This is a genomic window from Pedobacter antarcticus, from assembly GCF_900103515.1.
Taxonomy (GTDB): Bacteria; Bacteroidota; Bacteroidia; order Sphingobacteriales; family Sphingobacteriaceae; genus Pedobacter; species Pedobacter antarcticus.
Genome location: NZ_FNGZ01000004.1, coordinates 206986 through 223700 on the forward strand (window position 1 = coordinate 206986; position 16715 = coordinate 223700).

Annotated in this window: 18 protein-coding genes; 6 read left to right on the top strand and 12 right to left on the bottom strand. The window is 38.3% G+C overall.

Annotated features, from left to right (window positions below; translation table 11 throughout):
• Positions 1–3: 3 nt before the first annotated feature.
• From BLR53_RS10795 to BLR53_RS10835, 9 genes are all read right to left on the bottom strand, one after another.
• Complete coding sequence (locus BLR53_RS10795; RefSeq protein ID WP_074589554.1) at positions 4–1086, bottom strand: Wzz/FepE/Etk N-terminal domain-containing protein; 1083 nt, start codon at positions 1084–1086, stop codon at positions 4–6.
• Between the two features lie 15 nt (positions 1087–1101).
• Positions 1102–3699, bottom strand: a complete 2598-nt coding sequence (locus BLR53_RS10800; RefSeq protein ID WP_074589556.1) for an SLBB domain-containing protein — start codon at positions 3697–3699, stop codon at positions 1102–1104.
• Positions 3700–3721: 22 nt separating this feature from the next.
• Positions 3722–4858: a GDP-mannose 4,6-dehydratase gene (gene gmd, locus BLR53_RS10805; RefSeq protein WP_074589559.1), complete on the bottom strand. Its 1137-nt coding sequence runs from the start codon at positions 4856–4858 to the stop codon at positions 3722–3724.
• A 158-nt stretch (positions 4859–5016) separates the two neighbouring features.
• Positions 5017–6078 carry a dTDP-glucose 4,6-dehydratase gene (gene rfbB, locus BLR53_RS10810; RefSeq protein ID WP_074589561.1) on the bottom strand — a complete coding sequence of 354 codons (1062 nt, stop codon included), beginning with the start codon at positions 6076–6078 and terminating at the stop codon, positions 5017–5019.
• A gap of 2 nt (positions 6079–6080) precedes the next feature.
• Positions 6081–6941 (bottom strand): glucose-1-phosphate thymidylyltransferase RfbA, encoded by an 861-nt coding sequence (rfbA, locus tag BLR53_RS10815; RefSeq protein WP_074589563.1) that lies wholly within the window; start codon positions 6939–6941, stop codon positions 6081–6083.
• A gap of 3 nt (positions 6942–6944) precedes the next feature.
• Positions 6945–7802 carry a dTDP-4-dehydrorhamnose reductase gene (gene rfbD, locus BLR53_RS10820; RefSeq protein WP_074589565.1) on the bottom strand — a complete coding sequence of 286 codons (858 nt, stop codon included), beginning with the start codon at positions 7800–7802 and terminating at the stop codon, positions 6945–6947.
• Between the two features lie 147 nt (positions 7803–7949).
• Positions 7950–8609: an outer membrane beta-barrel protein gene (locus BLR53_RS10825; RefSeq protein ID WP_074589568.1), complete on the bottom strand. Its 660-nt coding sequence runs from the start codon at positions 8607–8609 to the stop codon at positions 7950–7952.
• A gap of 60 nt (positions 8610–8669) precedes the next feature.
• Positions 8670–9113, bottom strand: coding sequence for a barstar family protein (locus tag BLR53_RS10830; RefSeq protein WP_074589570.1), 444 nt, complete (start codon positions 9111–9113; stop codon positions 8670–8672).
• A 5-nt stretch (positions 9114–9118) separates the two neighbouring features.
• The gene (locus tag BLR53_RS10835; protein WP_074589572.1) at positions 9119–9472 is read right to left on the bottom strand and encodes a guanyl-specific ribonuclease; all 354 of its coding nucleotides are present in this window, start codon (positions 9470–9472) and stop codon (positions 9119–9121) included.
• Between the two features lie 365 nt (positions 9473–9837).
• Here BLR53_RS10835 and BLR53_RS10840 point away from each other — a divergent pair, with 365 nt between their 5' ends.
• The 5 genes from BLR53_RS10840 to BLR53_RS10860 all read left to right on the top strand — a co-directional run bounded on the left by BLR53_RS10840 (position 9838) and on the right by BLR53_RS10860 (position 14754).
• A complete protein-coding gene (locus tag BLR53_RS10840) occupies positions 9838–10488 on the top strand; it encodes a DUF6266 family protein (protein WP_074589574.1) in 651 nt (216 codons plus the stop codon).
• A gap of 47 nt (positions 10489–10535) precedes the next feature.
• Entirely contained in the window at positions 10536–10802 is a 267-nt protein-coding gene (locus BLR53_RS10845) for a MerR family transcriptional regulator (protein ID WP_143007864.1), read from the top strand.
• Positions 10803–11092: 290 nt separating this feature from the next.
• A complete protein-coding gene (locus tag BLR53_RS10850) occupies positions 11093–12085 on the top strand; it encodes a PAS domain-containing protein (RefSeq protein ID WP_074589579.1) in 993 nt (330 codons plus the stop codon).
• A 119-nt stretch (positions 12086–12204) separates the two neighbouring features.
• Positions 12205–13950, top strand: coding sequence for an ATP-binding protein (locus BLR53_RS10855; RefSeq protein ID WP_083332054.1), 1746 nt, complete (start codon positions 12205–12207; stop codon positions 13948–13950).
• A gap of 369 nt (positions 13951–14319) precedes the next feature.
• On the top strand, positions 14320–14754 hold the full coding sequence (locus BLR53_RS10860) for a hypothetical protein (RefSeq protein WP_143007865.1): 435 nt from the start codon (positions 14320–14322) through the stop codon (positions 14752–14754).
• A 26-nt stretch (positions 14755–14780) separates the two neighbouring features.
• Here the strand turns inward: BLR53_RS10860 and rhuM are convergent, their stop codons facing one another.
• From rhuM to BLR53_RS10870, 3 genes are read right to left on the bottom strand one after another with little or no spacing between them, the layout of a single operon-like run.
• A complete protein-coding gene (rhuM, locus tag BLR53_RS20315; RefSeq protein WP_218122977.1) occupies positions 14781–14942 on the bottom strand; it encodes a RhuM family protein in 162 nt (53 codons plus the stop codon).
• On the bottom strand, positions 14897–15082 hold the full coding sequence (locus BLR53_RS10865) for a virulence RhuM family protein (RefSeq protein ID WP_218122980.1): 186 nt from the start codon (positions 15080–15082) through the stop codon (positions 14897–14899). Before BLR53_RS10865 ends, rhuM begins: the two co-directional genes overlap by 46 nt.
• A 30-nt stretch (positions 15083–15112) precedes the next feature.
• Positions 15113–15685: a hypothetical protein gene (locus tag BLR53_RS10870; protein WP_074589587.1), complete on the bottom strand. Its 573-nt coding sequence runs from the start codon at positions 15683–15685 to the stop codon at positions 15113–15115.
• A 360-nt stretch (positions 15686–16045) separates the two neighbouring features.
• Between BLR53_RS10870 and BLR53_RS10875 the strand changes: the two genes are divergently transcribed.
• On the top strand, positions 16046–16696 hold the full coding sequence (locus BLR53_RS10875; RefSeq protein WP_037441810.1) for a DUF6266 family protein: 651 nt from the start codon (positions 16046–16048) through the stop codon (positions 16694–16696).
• The last annotated feature ends 19 nt before the right edge of the window (positions 16697–16715 follow it).

Genomic DNA, 16715 nt, shown 5'->3' on the forward strand with positions numbered 1-16715 from the left:
TGGTTATTCAGCAATTAGAAGTTGTTTGATACTTCTTCTGATGACCAGTATCATAACTACCAATATAAAACCCAGAAACCCGCCTACAATAATACCTTTTAGTTTTCCAAAATTATCTCTTTCAAGCGGATAAATAGGAGAATCAATAACCTGAATAAGTGGCACTTCTTTTCTTCTGGATATTTTCGCCAGTTCAAGGTTTTTCACCAGTTCCGTCAATATTGCCTTGTTGGTTTCCGCAGAAAATTGATAGCGTTGCGCAGGCGCTCTCAATGCTTGCCTTGAAGGATTTAGATTAGGCGTTGCATCTATAGTGGAGGCTGCCGAGTAGATCGAGTTGTTCATTACCCCCATTACCGAATCTACTTGTTTTTGTAAAATACCAATGTTAAACAGCGACTTCTTTGTTTTAGTCTGAATATAAAAATCAGTCACATTAGACACCAGATTATCTGAGAATATTTTGGCAAAAACTTCGTCTTTAGACTTGATTTTAACGTCAATAATACTTAGTTTCCTATCCGGTTTAGCAACTTCGAGTATATTATCTTTGATATCTTTTACAATCACCGCCATTAGACTATCGTGTTTAAGAGTCGTTCTAGACGAATCACGGAAATCTATACTTTTTAATTGCGGATTACTTGCCCACTTCTCTCTGAGTTTATTGTATTGAATATATCGTTCAATAATCCGTATTTCGCTACCATTAACAAAAGCTTTGCTTAGCAAAGTTTTCCTTATCATCGAGCGAGATTTGTAGAGTTCAATTATATTATCACCTTGAAAAAGTCCACCTCCACCGCCCAGTAAATCTACTCCAGCCATTGACGCTAACCCGGTTAGTGACCCCAACGCACTACCACCTGATTTTTCTTCTTCCAATACAAACGAAGTTGAAGCAGTATAGATTGGCTTTCTGGTGTAGGCATACGCAAATCCTAGCAATGCTCCTACAACACAGCACAACAAAATAGTCAACCATTTGCTTTTAAGATAAGCAAACCATTCCATACATTTTACAATTATACCTTTCAGATCTGCAGGATCCTGATCTTGCCTATTACCTGTTTTTTTGTTTTCCATATTGCATTAAAGCACTTATCTGATCACACTAATTAATACAGCAGCCACAGTTGCAATTGCCGATGTTATACCAACCACTCCCGCGACCCCTAATTTTTCTCTAGGGGCCCTTTTTGGCACAAATATTTCGGCCCCCGGTTTTACTTTCGGATAATTATTAAACAAGAAGAATTTTCTATTTGCATCCACCGAGCCATTAGCATACTGGATATAAGCACCTTTTTTATTAGCATTATAAGTATATCCGCCGGCTCCGTTGATATAAGATTTCATGGATTTGTTTGGATTATAAACAATGCTGATCGGCCTTAACACTTCTCCGGTAACTTTAACTGTCTGCAGTTGTTTTGGAACTTTTACAACATCACCGTCTTCCAGTAACAAATCGTACCTAGATCCAGGTTTCTTCATGATCCGTTCCAAATCAATACCTACCAGATCACTACCTAATATCTTGACTTCTTTGACCAACTGCGCTGTATCGACCGCGCCACCACCTTGTTGCAAGCGCTTTAAATTAGCCAGTTTCTGCATTTCCTCTTCTTCTTTTTTCTTCGCAGCCACTCTGGAGGTTTTGGATTCCTTTTTTATTATCGGTTTACCGTTTCTGTCAAATTCAGCTTCGTCCTCTTCATCTATTTTTTCTGGCCCAGGTCTTTTTAAAGAAGCCCCTTCTGCAAAAGATAAAGCCGTTAAACCACCTGCACGCTTAATTAAGTCAGATATGCGCTCATCTTTACGGGTTATTGTGTAGATACCCGGATACAAAACTTCTCCTTCGATTTTAACTTGCTGCTGAACCTGATAGCCTTCTGAGCTACGGATCGATACAATGTCAAAAGGCTGTAATACAGGAGCTGAATCCATTAATTGCAAATCCGGCGATATACTGACATTGATAACCTCGGCAGTAATTGCATTTACTGAAGTTGCGTCGCTGTTTTTTATTCTTCTGGCAATTTCAACCCGGTTTGGAGTGGCGCCTTCCTTAAAGCCTCCAGCCATCTGAATTAAAGACTCAAGCGTCATTCCTTCGGCAAAATCAAATTTACCAGGGTTCCTAACTTCACCCTTGATATCAACCTTGTACTCATCCCGCAAATCAAAAAGGGAGGAGATGGTAACCTTATCTTCTCTTTTTAGCGGAATATCCTGTTCGGTACCATTTAATATTTTACTTACATCAAAAGATTGTAAGGCTAAAGTGTTGTCTGAATTGAGTCTGGAAATATACCCTCTATTTAAAAATGCATCTTCTTTCAACCCATCAGCCTTCAAAATCAACTGCTTTAATGTTAAACCATTCTCCAGCTCATACTGACCAGGCCGAAACACCGCTCCGATAATTTCCACCCGATTTGCAAATCTGTCCAGAATTTGTTCTACTACATACTTATCACCATTCAGCGGGTTGTATTTATTAAAGTCATCTGCAAAAACGTCGGTTATTCTTCGTTCTTTATTAGTGTTCTGCAGTACTTTAATTCGCGCAGTATACGCCTTATTAGAGAAACCACCTGCAAACCTGATCACGTCTTCCAGACTCTCTGTGCTCAACACTTCGAATAAAGCAGGTCTTTTTACCTCACCTGACATTTCAACTCTCGATTGATAAACCGGAATATTGATAATATCTTGATCTTGTAACCTCACATTTCCTTTCTGGATGCCATTTAGTAGGAAATCGTAAACATCAATAGTCGCGATAACCTTATTATTTCGGACAACCTGAATTTTACGGAAGGAACCATTCTCATTGGGCCCTCCTGATGCATTTAGCGCATTAAAAACAGTCGATAACGAAGACAGAGTATATGAACCTGGCTTAACTACTTCTCCCAATAAGGTGACTTTAATGCTTCTAATATTCCCCAAATTAATTGCGACCTGTGTTTTCCCTGTTTTCAAAGCAGGATAGGTAGAACTCATTAAAGATTTAACTTTAGACTCCGCCTGCTCAATAGTCAAACCAGATACTGAGATTAATCCTACATATTGTAGTCTGATATTTCCATCTGCACTAACCTGAAGTTTATAATTCGCCTCATTATCACCTGTCAAATCAATTAACAACTGGTCATCAGGGCCTATAATATAGCTTTTTGGCGTAGCCATTCTCAAATTTGGCTCGAATTTGATATTGCTGTTAGCGAACAGTTCTGCACCAAATATTTTGGGAATTAAATTGCCAAAAGCATCCTTCAATTCTTTATTTTTTTTATTCAATTGATTTGTTCTGGATTTGCTGATAGTATCAGTATTCAGTTCATCTTCATCATCATAGCTTCTAGCGCTAAAATCGTCGTCTTCGAATCCCGATTTCGGCTTAACCTGAGAGGTTTTATCAGAACCGCCTTGTTGCTTTTTTAACTTCTCCACCCGAACTCTTAACTTTTGAACTTCCTCTGGCCTCATACCCTGAGCAGCTGCCATTTGTTCTAGTTGCGCATCGGTATAACCCACCGACTCTGCACGCTGTATCAGCTGCTGGATCTGTGCATCAGTTAAATCGTCAACCCTGACATCAGAATAATTTGTCTGTGCATAAGCTCCAGTGGAAAAAGCAATTGCTATCACCAGAATTAAAGACGCAATAATTTTTTGAAAATTCATATAAGGTAATCGTATTAAAATATTATTCGAAAGAATTTAAAGTGTTGAAACCACCCTTTTTCAGGTATTCATCTTTTCGCATCAATAGTAAATCTGCCTGTACCATATCCTCTACCAGCATAGCCAGATCATATTTAGGCTCCCAGCCTAATTGTTTTTTTGCTTTAGAAGGGTCTCCCAATAAAAGGTCAACTTCAGTCGGGCGGAAATATCTTGGATCTACGCGTACAATGGTTGTACCTAATTTAAGGTTAGCATCGTTCAGACCCAGTGCAATAACTTTTTCGGTATCAACGTCAATGATTACACCTTTTTCATGTTCATCTTTACCCGAGAACTCTACATCAATTCCTAATTCGGCAAAGCTCATTTTCACAAATTCGCGGACTGTAGTAGTTACACCAGTTGCAATTACATAATCTTCAGCCTTTTCCTGTTGTAAAATTAGCCACATCGCTTCTACATAATCTTTAGCATGGCCCCAATCGCGTTGTGCAGAAAGGTTACCTAAATAAAGACAGTTTTGCAGACCTAAAGCTATTTTAGCAGCGGCCCTGGTTATTTTACGCGTGACAAATGTTTCACCTCTTAACGGGCTTTCATGATTAAATAAAATCCCATTGGTCGCAAACATTCCATAAGCTTCCCGGTAATTAACCATAATCCAATAACCATACAATTTAGCAACGGCATATGGCGAACGTGGATAAAATGGTGTCGTCTCACTCTGGGGTACAGCTTGAACTAAGCCATAAAGCTCTGAAGTAGAGGCTTGATATATTTTTGTTTTCTTCTCCAACCCTAATATTCTGACTGCTTCCAGTAACCTCAATGTTCCGATTCCATCTGCATTAGCTGTATATTCCGGCATTTCGAAACTCACCTGCACATGGCTCATCGCAGCAAGGTTATAAATCTCGTCTGGCTGCGTTTCCTGGATAATCCGAATGAGGTTAGTAGAATCGGTCAAATCGCCAAAATGAAGTTTAAACCTCACAGCGTGTTCATGCTGATCCTGGTACAGGTGATCTATACGTTCGGTATTAAATAATGAAGAACGTCTTTTCAATCCATGTACAAAATATCCCTTTTTCAAGAGAAACTCTGCCAGATAGGCCCCATCCTGTCCCGTAACACCCGTTATCAAGGCAACTTTCATCAGCGTATATTATTAAATTAATTAAAGTCTTTCCAACGCGCATAAGCGCTATCGAATAAATGACTTCCAAATGATTTCTTAACTAAGGAACAAATATAGAATTATTAATGATGCAATTTGAGTACAATTGGAACACCGAAACAGTAACAGTTCAGCTATTATCTATCTTGATACTGAGATTCATAATATTTCTGATATTCTCCGCTAGTAATCTGATCTACCCATTCTGCATTTTCTAAATACCAGTCAACTGTTTTAGCCAAACCTTCTTCAAACTGCAAGCTAGGAATCCATCCTAGTTCTTCCTGTAATTTGGAACTGTCTATCGCATAACGCAAATCATGGCCGGCACGATCTGTTACATAAGTAATTAATTTTGCAGATTCTCCTTCTGGACGGCCCAGCTTCTCATCCATTATCTTGCAAAGCAGATTGATCAGATCAATATTCTTCCACTCATTATGCCCACCAATATTATAGGTGTGGCCAGATTCTGCTTTATGAAATATTACGTCGATAGCACGCGCATGATCTTCTACCCAAAGCCAGTCACGTACGTTTTCTCCTTTACCATACACTGGTACAGGTTTATTATTTTTAATATTGTTGATGGCTAATGGAATCAATTTTTCCGGAAAGTGGTGTGAGCCATAATTATTGGAACAGTTGGAAATAACCACGTTCATACCATAAGTATCCTGGTAAGCCCTCACAAAATGATCAGAACTTGCTTTAGATGCCGAATACGGGCTGTGCGGATCGTAAGCAGTTTCTTCTGTAAACATACCAGTCTCTCCTAATGCACCATAAACCTCATCTGTAGACACATGATAAAAACGGTGAGCGGCATAATTATCTTTCCAGACTTCACGGGCAGCATTCAGCAAGTTAACTGTACCAATGACATTGGTCATTACAAACTCCATAGGATTAGCAATAGAGCGGTCTACATGTGACTCGGCAGCCAAATGAATAACTGCGTAAGGCTGTAGCTTTTTAAATGTCTCTAGAATGAAAGCCGCATCGGTAATATCGCCTTTCAGAAAGGAGTAATTATCCTTGTATTCAATATCTGTCAGATTTTTAAGGTTTCCAGCGTAGGTAAGCTTATCCAAATTTACAATTTGATACTCAGGGTAGTTCCGAACAAATCTGCGGACTACATGAGAACCAATAAATCCAGCTCCGCCAGTTATAATAATTGTATTACTTTTAATCATTTCTATTTTAATATTTTTAATAGATAAGCACCATAGCCGCTTTTAATCAACGGGGTTGCAATTTCGCGTAATTGGGTATCACTGATGAACCCCATTCTATAGGCAACTTCTTCTATTGCCCCTATTTTCAAGCCTTGCCTTTCTTCAATTACCTGCACAAATTCTCCTGCCTGCATTAAAGAAGCAAATGTTCCGGTATCGAGCCAAGCTGTCCCTCTGCTTAACACACCCACTTTTAAATTGCCCTGGGCTAAGTATACTTTATTTACATCGGTAATTTCATATTCGCCTCTAGGGCTAGGTTTAATATTCTTCGCAATTTCCACCACACTATTATCATAGAAATACAAACCAGGAACTGCGTAATCGGATTTAGGCTCCAATGGCTTCTCTTCAATAGAAATAGCCTGATTATTTTCATTGAACTCCACTACACCATATCGTTCTGGATCTGACACGCGATACGCGAAAACGACACCACCTTCAGGGTCGGCACTCGACTGTAACAATTTAGCCATACCATCTCCGTAAAAAATGTTATCTCCAAGTACTAAAGCAACTTTATCTGTTCCAATGAATTCCTCTCCAATGACAAAGGCTTGTGCCAATCCATTTGGCTCATGCTGAACTGCGTAGCTGAATTTACAGCCCAATTTACTGCCATCGCCTAATAGTTTTTTGAAATTAGGCAGATCGTGCGGTGTTGAAATAATCAGAATCTCATTAATTCCTGCCAGCATTAATGTAGACAACGGATAATAGATCATCGGTTTATCATAAACAGGCATCATCTGTTTACTCATTACCAGCGTAAGCGGATGCAATCTGGTGCCACTACCACCAGCTAAAATAATTCCTTTCATCTATTATAAGTTTTGTATGCAGGTATTCAGACTGTCCCTCCAATAAGGGATTTCAATATTTAAAGCCTTTTTGATTTTGGATTTATCCAGTACCGAGAAGTGCGGACGCTTAGCTTTTGTGACAAAAGCAGCAGAAGAAACCGGACTAATTTTCATATCTATTTCTGCAAATTCAAATACAGCTTTTGCAAAATCATACCAGGAAGCAACGCCTTCATTACTGTAATGATATAATCCATATGCTGGCTGATCCAATTCTATAATTTTGATTATAACTTTTGCGAGGTCTATTGCATAAGTCGGCGTACCAACCTGATCGTAAATTACATTGAGCTGATCTCTGTTTTTTGATAGATTCAACATGGTTTTAACGAAGTTATTGGCTTTTTCGGAATATAACCAACTTGTTCTGATGGTATAATATTTTTCCAGTATCCGTTGAATCTCTTGTTCGCCTTTTAATTTAGAAAGACCATAAACATTAACTGGATTTACTGGAAGTTCTTCGGTTAGGGGAATACTATAATCGCCGTTAAACACAAAATCGGTAGAAATATGGATTAGTGTCGTATCATATAACCTGCATTGTTCAGCTAAATTCTTCACAGCATACTGATTTACCGCAAACGCCTGTTCCTGTTCATCTTCGGCAAGATCAACTGCAGTGTAAGCAGCACAATTAATGCAAAAAACAGGAGAGTACGTCTTGAAAACGGCAGCCGTTTGATCCTTATCTGTGTAGTTCAAGTCTTTACTGGACAGGAAAACAAAATTATAATCCCATTTTTTCGACCGGATAGTTTCCTGCAAACACTGCCCCAGCTGGCCCGTACCGCCAACCACTATGATATTTATGTTCATTAATTAAAATTAAAACGTAATTCCCTGCAAAAATATTAAATTAACAGAGTAAGACGCTATGTTTTAACTAAAACCCTATTTTTTTTGTGAAAAAAATAATATTCAGGGTAGTATAAAATAATATCTGACAAATTTAGTCGTTATTTTTTACCTAAAATGAAACTGCACACCTACTGCGACCGGATTCAATAAGAACTCTCCTTTTTTAAACTTATGCGAATTCGTCGGCTGGTCTGCGCCGTCAGCAGTTGAACGCTCCTTTCCGAAAGCATAGAAGAATTCCATATTACTTTCCGCAAAGATGGATAGCTCTTTTATCGGACTAATCTTAATTCCGAGTACCGGCGTAACGGTGATTCCACGTTTTCTGAAATCTACCGCAGAAGGAACTCTTTCTGCCTGGAATCCTCTGCCATTAAATTCAGTTGAACGGTACCCTAAATCAAAGGCGAAATAAGGCTGGATACCTGTATAAGAAAAGTTTTTTTCGAAACCAGCCTTAAAAGCATAATCTTTCACTTTACCACTGGTTAGATCGCAGCCGGTACAGTTATTATCAAACTGCAGGGATTTATTGATATAATTACCGTTAAGTCTATAACTGAAGAGCCCGTCATTAAATTTAATGATATAACTATTGAATTTTGTATTGATAAACTGATGATCTTTCGCCTGATTGAATAGTTGAGGAAGCTCGGTATAGTTATAGCCCCGGACACCAAGACTAATTTTAGCGTCGCCATCTTTCTGTGCAAATGCAAATGTAGAGCAGCACATAAGTGCTATCAGTAGTAATTTTTTGATCATATAACAGGTTAGTAAGGTTTATTAGTCCAAAATGAGTTCAAATTCTATGCCCTTAATTGTTTAACTGAGATATCCCTGAACGGGAATATCCAGTTCTTCCAGATCTTCGATAGCCTGAGGACAGCGTTCTATATAAATCCGGAAATCTGCTCTTTCCCGGTAAGCTTCCTCTCCGGGATAATTCGGTACGTGCTGCCATTGCGAAGCGGTTTCTGCAAACAAATTCAATAAGGCTGCTTTACGGGATGGTTTCTCGCTCTTGAGAAAATCAGCATAATTACTGATCATGATCGCGAAGTTATTATCCTCCAGACAGCTCATATCATTTAATATTTCTTCCAGGGAATCCAGGTTGTCACTAAAATAATCTGGAAAGCTGAATTTTTCCGCTAACAAACCTACAAATGTCTTCAGGTCCATGCATTTTTCACCGTCGGCGACAGCCGTATTATGCAGGGGCTTAATTAGTGATGCCGAATCATATATATAAAAACCATTCTTCATATCTCTCAAAATTTTATAAAATGCCTGTAGTGATCTGCAGTGTAATATCTTGATCCCCGGGCAGATAAGATCAATCGTTCCGGCCCCCTGTTCTTCCCCCTAATTTTCGGATTTACATCGTATTCTTTATAAGAATCCTGTACAGGTAGCAATCTTTCTCTGTTTTGAAATCTTCGTCCGCCAATATATCCCTCCATCGGCCGCCCGTTACGTTCGATATATCCGGCGATACGATATACTTTCTGCGGAACTTTTGATACTTGCTGTGTCTGTGCATTCAGATTCCCCTGAAATTTGGTAAAAGAAATAAAACATAACAGGAAAAAGCCAATCCATTTATAATACCTAAGCGCTTTCATATGAGTTGAATTCTTCTGTTATCCAAAAATAACATTTAATACAGCTTTTCAAAATTTAGCCGATTAAATGTAAATATGAAAAATCACCTTTAATATACTGGAAGTTCGTTAGAGTTTTGGTCGGGTCTTGGTCGGGTCTTGTTCGTAGTTACCCCAATTTTTCACCATAGTTAACATATCCTTACCCCATCGTTGACCCAATTATAGATAAAACACAAAGATAAAGAATATATAAATTCATAAAAAGCAATAAGTCATATTAAAACCATAATAACAGTAACCTATAATAATAATAATTGCGAGATATGTTTTTATTATATACTTTGGGTTTAATTGAAGAATTAATATAATATTAAAAACATTAGATGAATACAAAAGAAAACCTTCTTGAAGAGAAAAAACAACCAGAAAAAATGATCCAATACTTGCTTAACGACCAAATTGTTAATCGCAAAGTTGGAAAAAGGAAAGCTCCCATTAGTTTAAAGGAAAAATCCTCCCAAAAAGGGTTCGCAATTAGTAGCAAATTTATGTCGAAACTTAAATTCTTCTTAAAGAAAGGATTTGAGGTAGAAGCAAAAAAAGTAGCGCGTTCTCCGTATCATTTGGCATTATCCTATAATAATCCGATGATCATAAGGGGCATCTTTCCAGATATTAAAATTGATTATTCAAAAGCTATCCTAAGCATGGGAAATATGCCGCTACCGAATAATATTCTTGCCAGTCTCCACAAAACAGGGCTTAGATTCTCCTGGGATCCCAATTGTGATATCCCTGGATGCAAACCTGATGATCAAGTAATGCTGGTGGCCTATTTCCCAGAGAAAGGCTATGGCATTGAATTGTTAAACGGAGAAAAACGTCACAAAGGTGAGCACTTACTAGAATTACCCGCATCTGTTAATCTTACAGAAGTACATACTTATATGTCTTTCATATCTGCGGATCATGGCTCCATTTCAAACAGCACTTATTTAGGGCAGTTCGATTGGCAAACTCCTTTAACCCCCTAACCAGATTACCACTAAAAACCCTAAACATGACTATAAAAGCAATTATTATGAAAATTAATAGGTTCACCGACCTGATCTATTATCTGATCGAACTGGCCGAACAGCAGATTATTAACCAGAATCTACAACCTGCATATGACCCTACAGATGAATTGCTGAGCCAGAAAGAAGCTGCACACCTGCTCCGTAAAGACCCGAGAACTATCCGCAGGTATGTAAGAGCAGGACTGGTCCGTCAGGTGATAATTGCCAATATACCCTACTACAGCAAACATGAAATATACAAGCTGAAGTCTGTACCGGCAGAATTTTAAGATTTTACCAAGACCTGGCCAATTCAGCGTCAGGTCTTTAAATTTAAAATGAAGTTTTGCATGATACCAGCATCATGATAATCTAATAATGAATAATTTATGTTTTAATATATCATGGGATTTTATTGAAAAAAAATTAAAAAAAAGCGTTATTTGGCTTTATTTTTGCTTTTTCGTAAACAACGTCTTTCCCCAATTAAATATTAGGATATTATGCTACTTGTTAAAGTTGCCGTCCGAATTTGATTTATCCGAAGAAGTTTTTAACGAAAATTTATGCAAAAGGATTAATGAATACGGATACGCTTAGCAAATATCTTAAAACGGACTTCCTATATGACCAACTGCCGGGTGGATTCATCTCTTACCACCCTGATGGCAGTATTTTACGCGTAAATGAGAACTTCTGCAAATGGATGAACATTAGCAACGAAGACATTTGTAAATTAAACTTCAGGTCTATTCTCAACCAAGCTTCACAACTTTATTATGATCGGGTAATCATTCCTATCCTCGATATAAATTGTGAGGCCAATGAAGTCAGTCTTACTTTTAATTCTTCAAATGGAGAAGTTAACACCTTGTTTAATGCAGTGAGCTATAAAGATGAGTCGGGAGGTTTGATCTTAATCAACGCTAGCATCACAAAAATAACGGGCAGGGAAAATCATGAAATACTGTCCAATAGGCTTCCAAACCAGATCTGGACGATTTCTGCTGATGGTGAGTGTATTTTTGTTAATGAAAAAGTGAAAGATTATTTTGGTGAGCAGCCAATGAGCTTCTATACTGAATTTGGTGGTGTAGCAGAGGCAGACCGGGCCAAATGTCACGAAGTATGGAAATCTTCTCTGGAGAAAGGGAAAATTTTTGAGAGGGAAATCAGGCTGAAGGGCATAAGTCAAAAAGAAGAATGGTTTTTTGTTTCTATAATACCTTATTTTAATGAAGAAGGGAAAATAGAATCTTGGTTTGGTTCATGTACAAATATCCACAAGCAGAAAATGCTCCAGATTGCCAACTATTCTTCTCTCAGTCTCAGCCTCACGAGCGCTCATAAAACACTGGCTGAAAACAGGCAGCTGTTCACTAATTTGGCCTACAGTCATTCTCACATGATACGGAAACCACTCGCAAACATAATAGGCTTAACGCAACTATTGGAATACGAAGAACTAACGGAAGAAAGCCGGGATTTATTCAAAATGCTGCAAACTAGTGTTCAGGAACTAGACGAAATGATAAAAATTGCTTCCAACACAATGATTACGCCTACATACTAATTTTCCTATCTATCGCGTTTGCCTTGTTGTGCAGTGATTTTGCGGCAGGTGTATTTAGATCCTATTTACCTAACTTTGCAAATTCTGGAACGTCATAATCGTACACTATTTGTTTATACATGAAAAAGAAGATATTTCGGCGCTATAAATATATGAGTAGTGCTTTAAGCGACACCTCTCTTCTTCGTGCTCAGTTACGATTATTTACCCTGATGCTCTGCGCCAACATTATCAAGGGAGGCTTATATCTTTATGACGCTGTAATTAACCATGCTAACAATGGCAGTGGCCGTGCGATACGCCTAATGGTTTCATCGGCATTGATCATTCTTCTCCTGCGAAAGTTCCCCCGAATTGTACCCTGGGGAATACATTATGCAGTGATTGCTACCATCGCTCACGTTTACTATCGCGTATTTACTCCATCTGTCGGACCGGACATCGTTGCGATGCAAGCTATTTTTATGGTTATCCTTTCTTCATTTTTTGGACTAGGTAAAAAATGGGGTACCTTTTACACATTAATATCTGCTGCCTCGGTGATCCTTGTTCACTATATTCCTTCAAAATTCGCCGGGCTACAGCCGTTACCGCAAAATTTAAGTGATCTCTATATTTCGGTTAACTGGTTGGTGATCCTGCTTTCATGTTTTTATTTCTACGGGGTTCTTTATGAAAATATGAGGGCAAGCAAACTCTTGAATGTACAGCTTGCAGAGGCGGCCGACGCCAAAAGCAACTTCTTATCGACAATGTCTCATGAACTGCGGACTCCTTTAAATTCGGTGATTGGTATAGCCGGCCTTTTAAAAAGTGACTATACTAATGTCCAGCAAAGAGAGCAGCTTGACGTACTTAAATTTTCTGCGGAAAGCCTTTTAACACTGATCAATAATATCCTCGATATTAATAAAATGCAATCGGGAAAACTGGAACTAGAGTCCACTTCTTTTTCATTGGAGTTGCTTTTAAATGGTATTGCTAAAGGGATGGAGTTCAATGCACAGGAGAAAGGATTGAAATTTAACTTGTCTGTGAATAACCAGATTAAAGGTAAAAACTTCATAAGTGACCCCACACGCCTTAGTCAGGTCCTTTACAACCTGATTGGTAATGCTGTAAAGTTTACAGAGCATGGTGAAGTTACCTTAAGTACCGAAGTCGAGCAAAGTGACGCTTCGTATATGACAGTTAGATTTAATGTGACTGATACAGGGATTGGAATTTCAGACGATCAGTTAAAGCTTGTATTCGAACCTTTTCAACAAGCTACAGCGAGCACTACCCGCAAGTTTGGTGGGACAGGATTAGGACTGGCTATAGTTAAGCAGTTAGTGGAGATGTTTGGAAGTCAGATATGGGCAGAGAGCCAGTTGGGTAAAGGAACGAAATTTCATTTCAGTATCCGGTTACAGCTGGACAAGCAAAAATTGCCTGACACGCAAGGCTCTGCTCCCGAGGCCGCTGAAATATCTTTGAGTAGCCTGCGCATCTTGTTAGCAGAGGACAACATGATGAATATTTACTTTATGAAACAGCTGTTCAAACGCTGGAATATTTCTGCCGACATTGCAGAAAACGGAGCTGAAGTACTTGACTTGCTGGCGACCAACGATTATGATGTGGTATTAATGGATATGCATATGCCTGTAATGGATGGAGTACAGGCAACTCAGGAGATCAGAAAATTAACAAATCCGTTAAAAGCCACTGTTTATATTATTGCTTTAACAGCTTCAGTTTCCGATCAAGTGCAAAAGCGCGTAATAAGTGCCGGAATGAATGATTATCTGCAAAAACCTTTTCAGCTAGAGGAACTTAGAATTAAGCTTGAACAGAGATTAGTTACGCCCGAGATCACCTGAGCGGTCAGGTTACCCAGCTGCCCCCACTAACTGCGTAGTTTTACTCATCTTGAACATTAAAAATGGATTGGTGGAATTGCCCGCGACTTTTTTGCTGGTGACTGATCCTGTATTTCTGAAACAACAAAATTCAAAAGCCCCCTGTTGATAATTAATTAGTTAGGCTAACCATTTTTTGTACAATCAAAGTGATGGATATTAACCGTTTAATGACACATGAGGCAGTTCAAGATATACAAAAGATTTCTATGTTGTAACTGATGCAATTAATTGAATTACGACAACGCCTACCTGATAATTTTGGAGATCCAATAAAACATGTTTTACAATTGATGAATACATTATCTCAAGCAAATAAAACAGAGAAAATTGTATTGGATTATAAAGACGCAAAATTTACCAGTCCATTTTATCTGTCTTTGCACACCAAAAAAAGAAAGGAAAACCACCATGTTTACTTCAGAAATTAAAATTACAGAAATACTACCTCCCACGTTAGATTCTCGCGAAGCAGCTACTAGACTAGTGAACTTTCTGAGAGGAATTAAGGAGAATAATAAAATTGAACTTGATTTTACTGGCGTTGTTTTTATGTCGCGATCATTCGCCGATCAATTTCACAAAGATCTGCATGCAGATGAGGAGAAACTAGATTTGAACTTCAAGAATGCGTCTTTTGATGTTATCGCTATGCTCAGAGCTGTATCTAATACGCAAAAGCATAGAAAAAAGGTGGCGAATGTCTATAAAACATTTATTTTTAATAATTTATCTAACTTAGAGGATATCACCTTTTCTTGGTAAAGTTAATTTCCTCTTCATACGTCAGATTAAGAAGAGCAGAAAAACTTATGATTATCTGCTTGCTGTGATTTTACCCGATAACCTACTGAAATGATGACATTAAGGTTGTAATGTTTTACGGATTTTTCTTGCGTTTTTCCTTCTATAGCACCGTGCGGACTGGTGTGTCGGAAATCCCGACATACCACTTTTTCTTCAATTCTGCTTCTTCAAAAATGTTTTTGATGTGTTTGGTAATAGTTGTTCTACCTTTTCCAAATAGTTTGGCCATCTGTGCTTGAGCAAGCCAGACAGTTTCTTCTTCCAGCCTATTTTTCGCTGACATCATTTGTTAAACCAAAGATTTAAATCATCTATCTTAAATTTGATCAATAAACCTTTCATATACTACCGTTAAAGCTACTTTTTGCCAGCCAGAACTTGTATACAAAGATTTGGAGGTCCTTACTTTTATATTCTGATTGGGTAAAATCTCTACCGAATCCGGCAATGGGAAGGATGAATCTATATTTTCCCTAGTCAATATTAGCTTTGATTGTTCTGGATTTATAGTAAAAGAAGACACTGTAGCCTGATTTACATAGTTGACGATAATACTGGGATCGTAAACGCTTGGCATTTTACCATCTACACTATCGAAATATTGATTCTGCCAAAACTGTGAGAAAACATACGATTTTACGTTATCACGGATAATTAATTCAAGATAAGAATCTTTTAATGTTGTTATCTCTTTTAACAGCTCAGTATTTGCAACGCCGTCAAAGTTAACATCCACCTGTTTGTCTACAGTTGCACTCACAATTGCATATTTGCCATTATACTTCTGTTTTAACTCATTTATTGATTGATCTTTTTTACATCCGAAAGCTAAAAATGTAGTTAAGAATAGCAAATTAAACCAAGAGCGATAATTATTGATCCGTTTCATAGGAATAAACTAATTTTAATTAAAATGTAATTATAATTAATCTAAATCTAACACTAATTTACAATTATAGATACTTTCCCATTCTAGCTAATTCTGCTAGCCTCATCTTTAAAAGATCATCGACCTCCAGAGGTTATCCTAATTCCGTATTACTCATCAGATACGAGTTCATAATTTCAATACAAAATTGATTCTTTCGCCTATTTCACGGACAAAGCTGGACACCACCAGACAAACAAGGACACAACATCCTGATTTATAGGTTATTAAAATACACTGACATACATTCGTTTAACGAGTCGGAAGCTACCGGTAGCCAAACAGGCTTGATTTATTATTCATCATTAAACATTTAAAATTATGTCAAAAATTAAACCAGGTCAGATAGGTGACTTCAGTGGTAAAATCGGTCAGGTTGTGATCGCAAAATGGAGAAAATTAACAGTCGGCCGCAGTGCTCCAAAAAAATCGGGAAAGAGTCCTACAGAGCCACAGGCCAGGCAACGCTCTAAATTCGGTCTGATGACTGCGTTTCTCGGGAAATTTGCAGAAGCTATAAATCTTGGCTTTCCGGCTTTAACCGGAAACCTGTCTGCGAGAAATGTCGCTACAAGCCTGAACATTAGAAATGCGATCGGCGGAATTGCTCCGGCCTATGTGATTGATTTCGCAAAGGTTCTATTGGGAAATGGTAAACTCAACGGTGTATTTAACCCGCTCGCAGAAAGTGTTCCTGCAGAGGCTGCTTTAAAAGTAGACTGGTCTATCAACGAGATTGATGCCCGGGGAACGAAGCCGGAAGATACCATCTGCATGATGGTCTACAATCCTGAAGATGGATCTTCATTGACTCATCAGTCTGTAGCCAAAAGGGAAGATCTGACGGCTACGCTTCGCCTTCCTTATTCCTATACAGGTCATGAGGTTCATGCATGGCTCATGCTCGTAGCCGAAGATGGTAAGTCTGCTTCGAGAAGTACTTACCTGGGCAAACATCTGATTATAGATTAAAATCCCAAACCCCGGCCGG

What these genes read in the sequence shown, in the direction of transcription:
- BLR53_RS10830 (WP_074589570.1), bottom strand. Translation starts at nt 9,113, where the DNA reads ATGAAGAATGGTTTTTATATATATGATTCGGCATCACTAATTAAGCCC.
- BLR53_RS10875 (WP_037441810.1), top strand. Translation starts at nt 16,046, where the DNA reads ATGTCAAAAATTAAACCAGGTCAGATAGGTGACTTCAGTGGTAAAATC.
- BLR53_RS10850 (WP_074589579.1), top strand. Translation starts at nt 11,093, where the DNA reads ATGAATACGGATACGCTTAGCAAATATCTTAAAACGGACTTCCTATAT.
- BLR53_RS10800 (WP_074589556.1), bottom strand. Translation starts at nt 3,699, where the DNA reads ATGAATTTTCAAAAAATTATTGCGTCTTTAATTCTGGTGATAGCAATT.
- BLR53_RS10835 (WP_074589572.1), bottom strand. Translation starts at nt 9,472, where the DNA reads ATGAAAGCGCTTAGGTATTATAAATGGATTGGCTTTTTCCTGTTATGT.
- rfbB (WP_074589561.1), bottom strand. Translation starts at nt 6,078, where the DNA reads ATGATTAAAAGTAATACAATTATTATAACTGGCGGAGCTGGATTTATT.
- gmd (WP_074589559.1), bottom strand. Translation starts at nt 4,858, where the DNA reads ATGAAAGTTGCCTTGATAACGGGTGTTACGGGACAGGATGGGGCCTAT.
- BLR53_RS10855 (WP_083332054.1), top strand. Translation starts at nt 12,205, where the DNA reads ATGAAAAAGAAGATATTTCGGCGCTATAAATATATGAGTAGTGCTTTA.
- BLR53_RS10825 (WP_074589568.1), bottom strand. Translation starts at nt 8,609, where the DNA reads ATGATCAAAAAATTACTACTGATAGCACTTATGTGCTGCTCTACATTT.
- rfbD (WP_074589565.1), bottom strand. Translation starts at nt 7,802, where the DNA reads ATGAACATAAATATCATAGTGGTTGGCGGTACGGGCCAGCTGGGGCAG.
- BLR53_RS10840 (WP_074589574.1), top strand. Translation starts at nt 9,838, where the DNA reads ATGAATACAAAAGAAAACCTTCTTGAAGAGAAAAAACAACCAGAAAAA.
- BLR53_RS10870 (WP_074589587.1), bottom strand. Translation starts at nt 15,685, where the DNA reads ATGAAACGGATCAATAATTATCGCTCTTGGTTTAATTTGCTATTCTTA.
- rfbA (WP_074589563.1), bottom strand. Translation starts at nt 6,941, where the DNA reads ATGAAAGGAATTATTTTAGCTGGTGGTAGTGGCACCAGATTGCATCCG.
- BLR53_RS10845 (WP_143007864.1), top strand. Translation starts at nt 10,536, where the DNA reads ATGAAAATTAATAGGTTCACCGACCTGATCTATTATCTGATCGAACTG.
- BLR53_RS10795 (WP_074589554.1), bottom strand. Translation starts at nt 1,086, where the DNA reads ATGGAAAACAAAAAAACAGGTAATAGGCAAGATCAGGATCCTGCAGAT.
- BLR53_RS10865 (WP_218122980.1), bottom strand. Translation starts at nt 15,082, where the DNA reads ATGATGTCAGCGAAAAATAGGCTGGAAGAAGAAACTGTCTGGCTTGCT.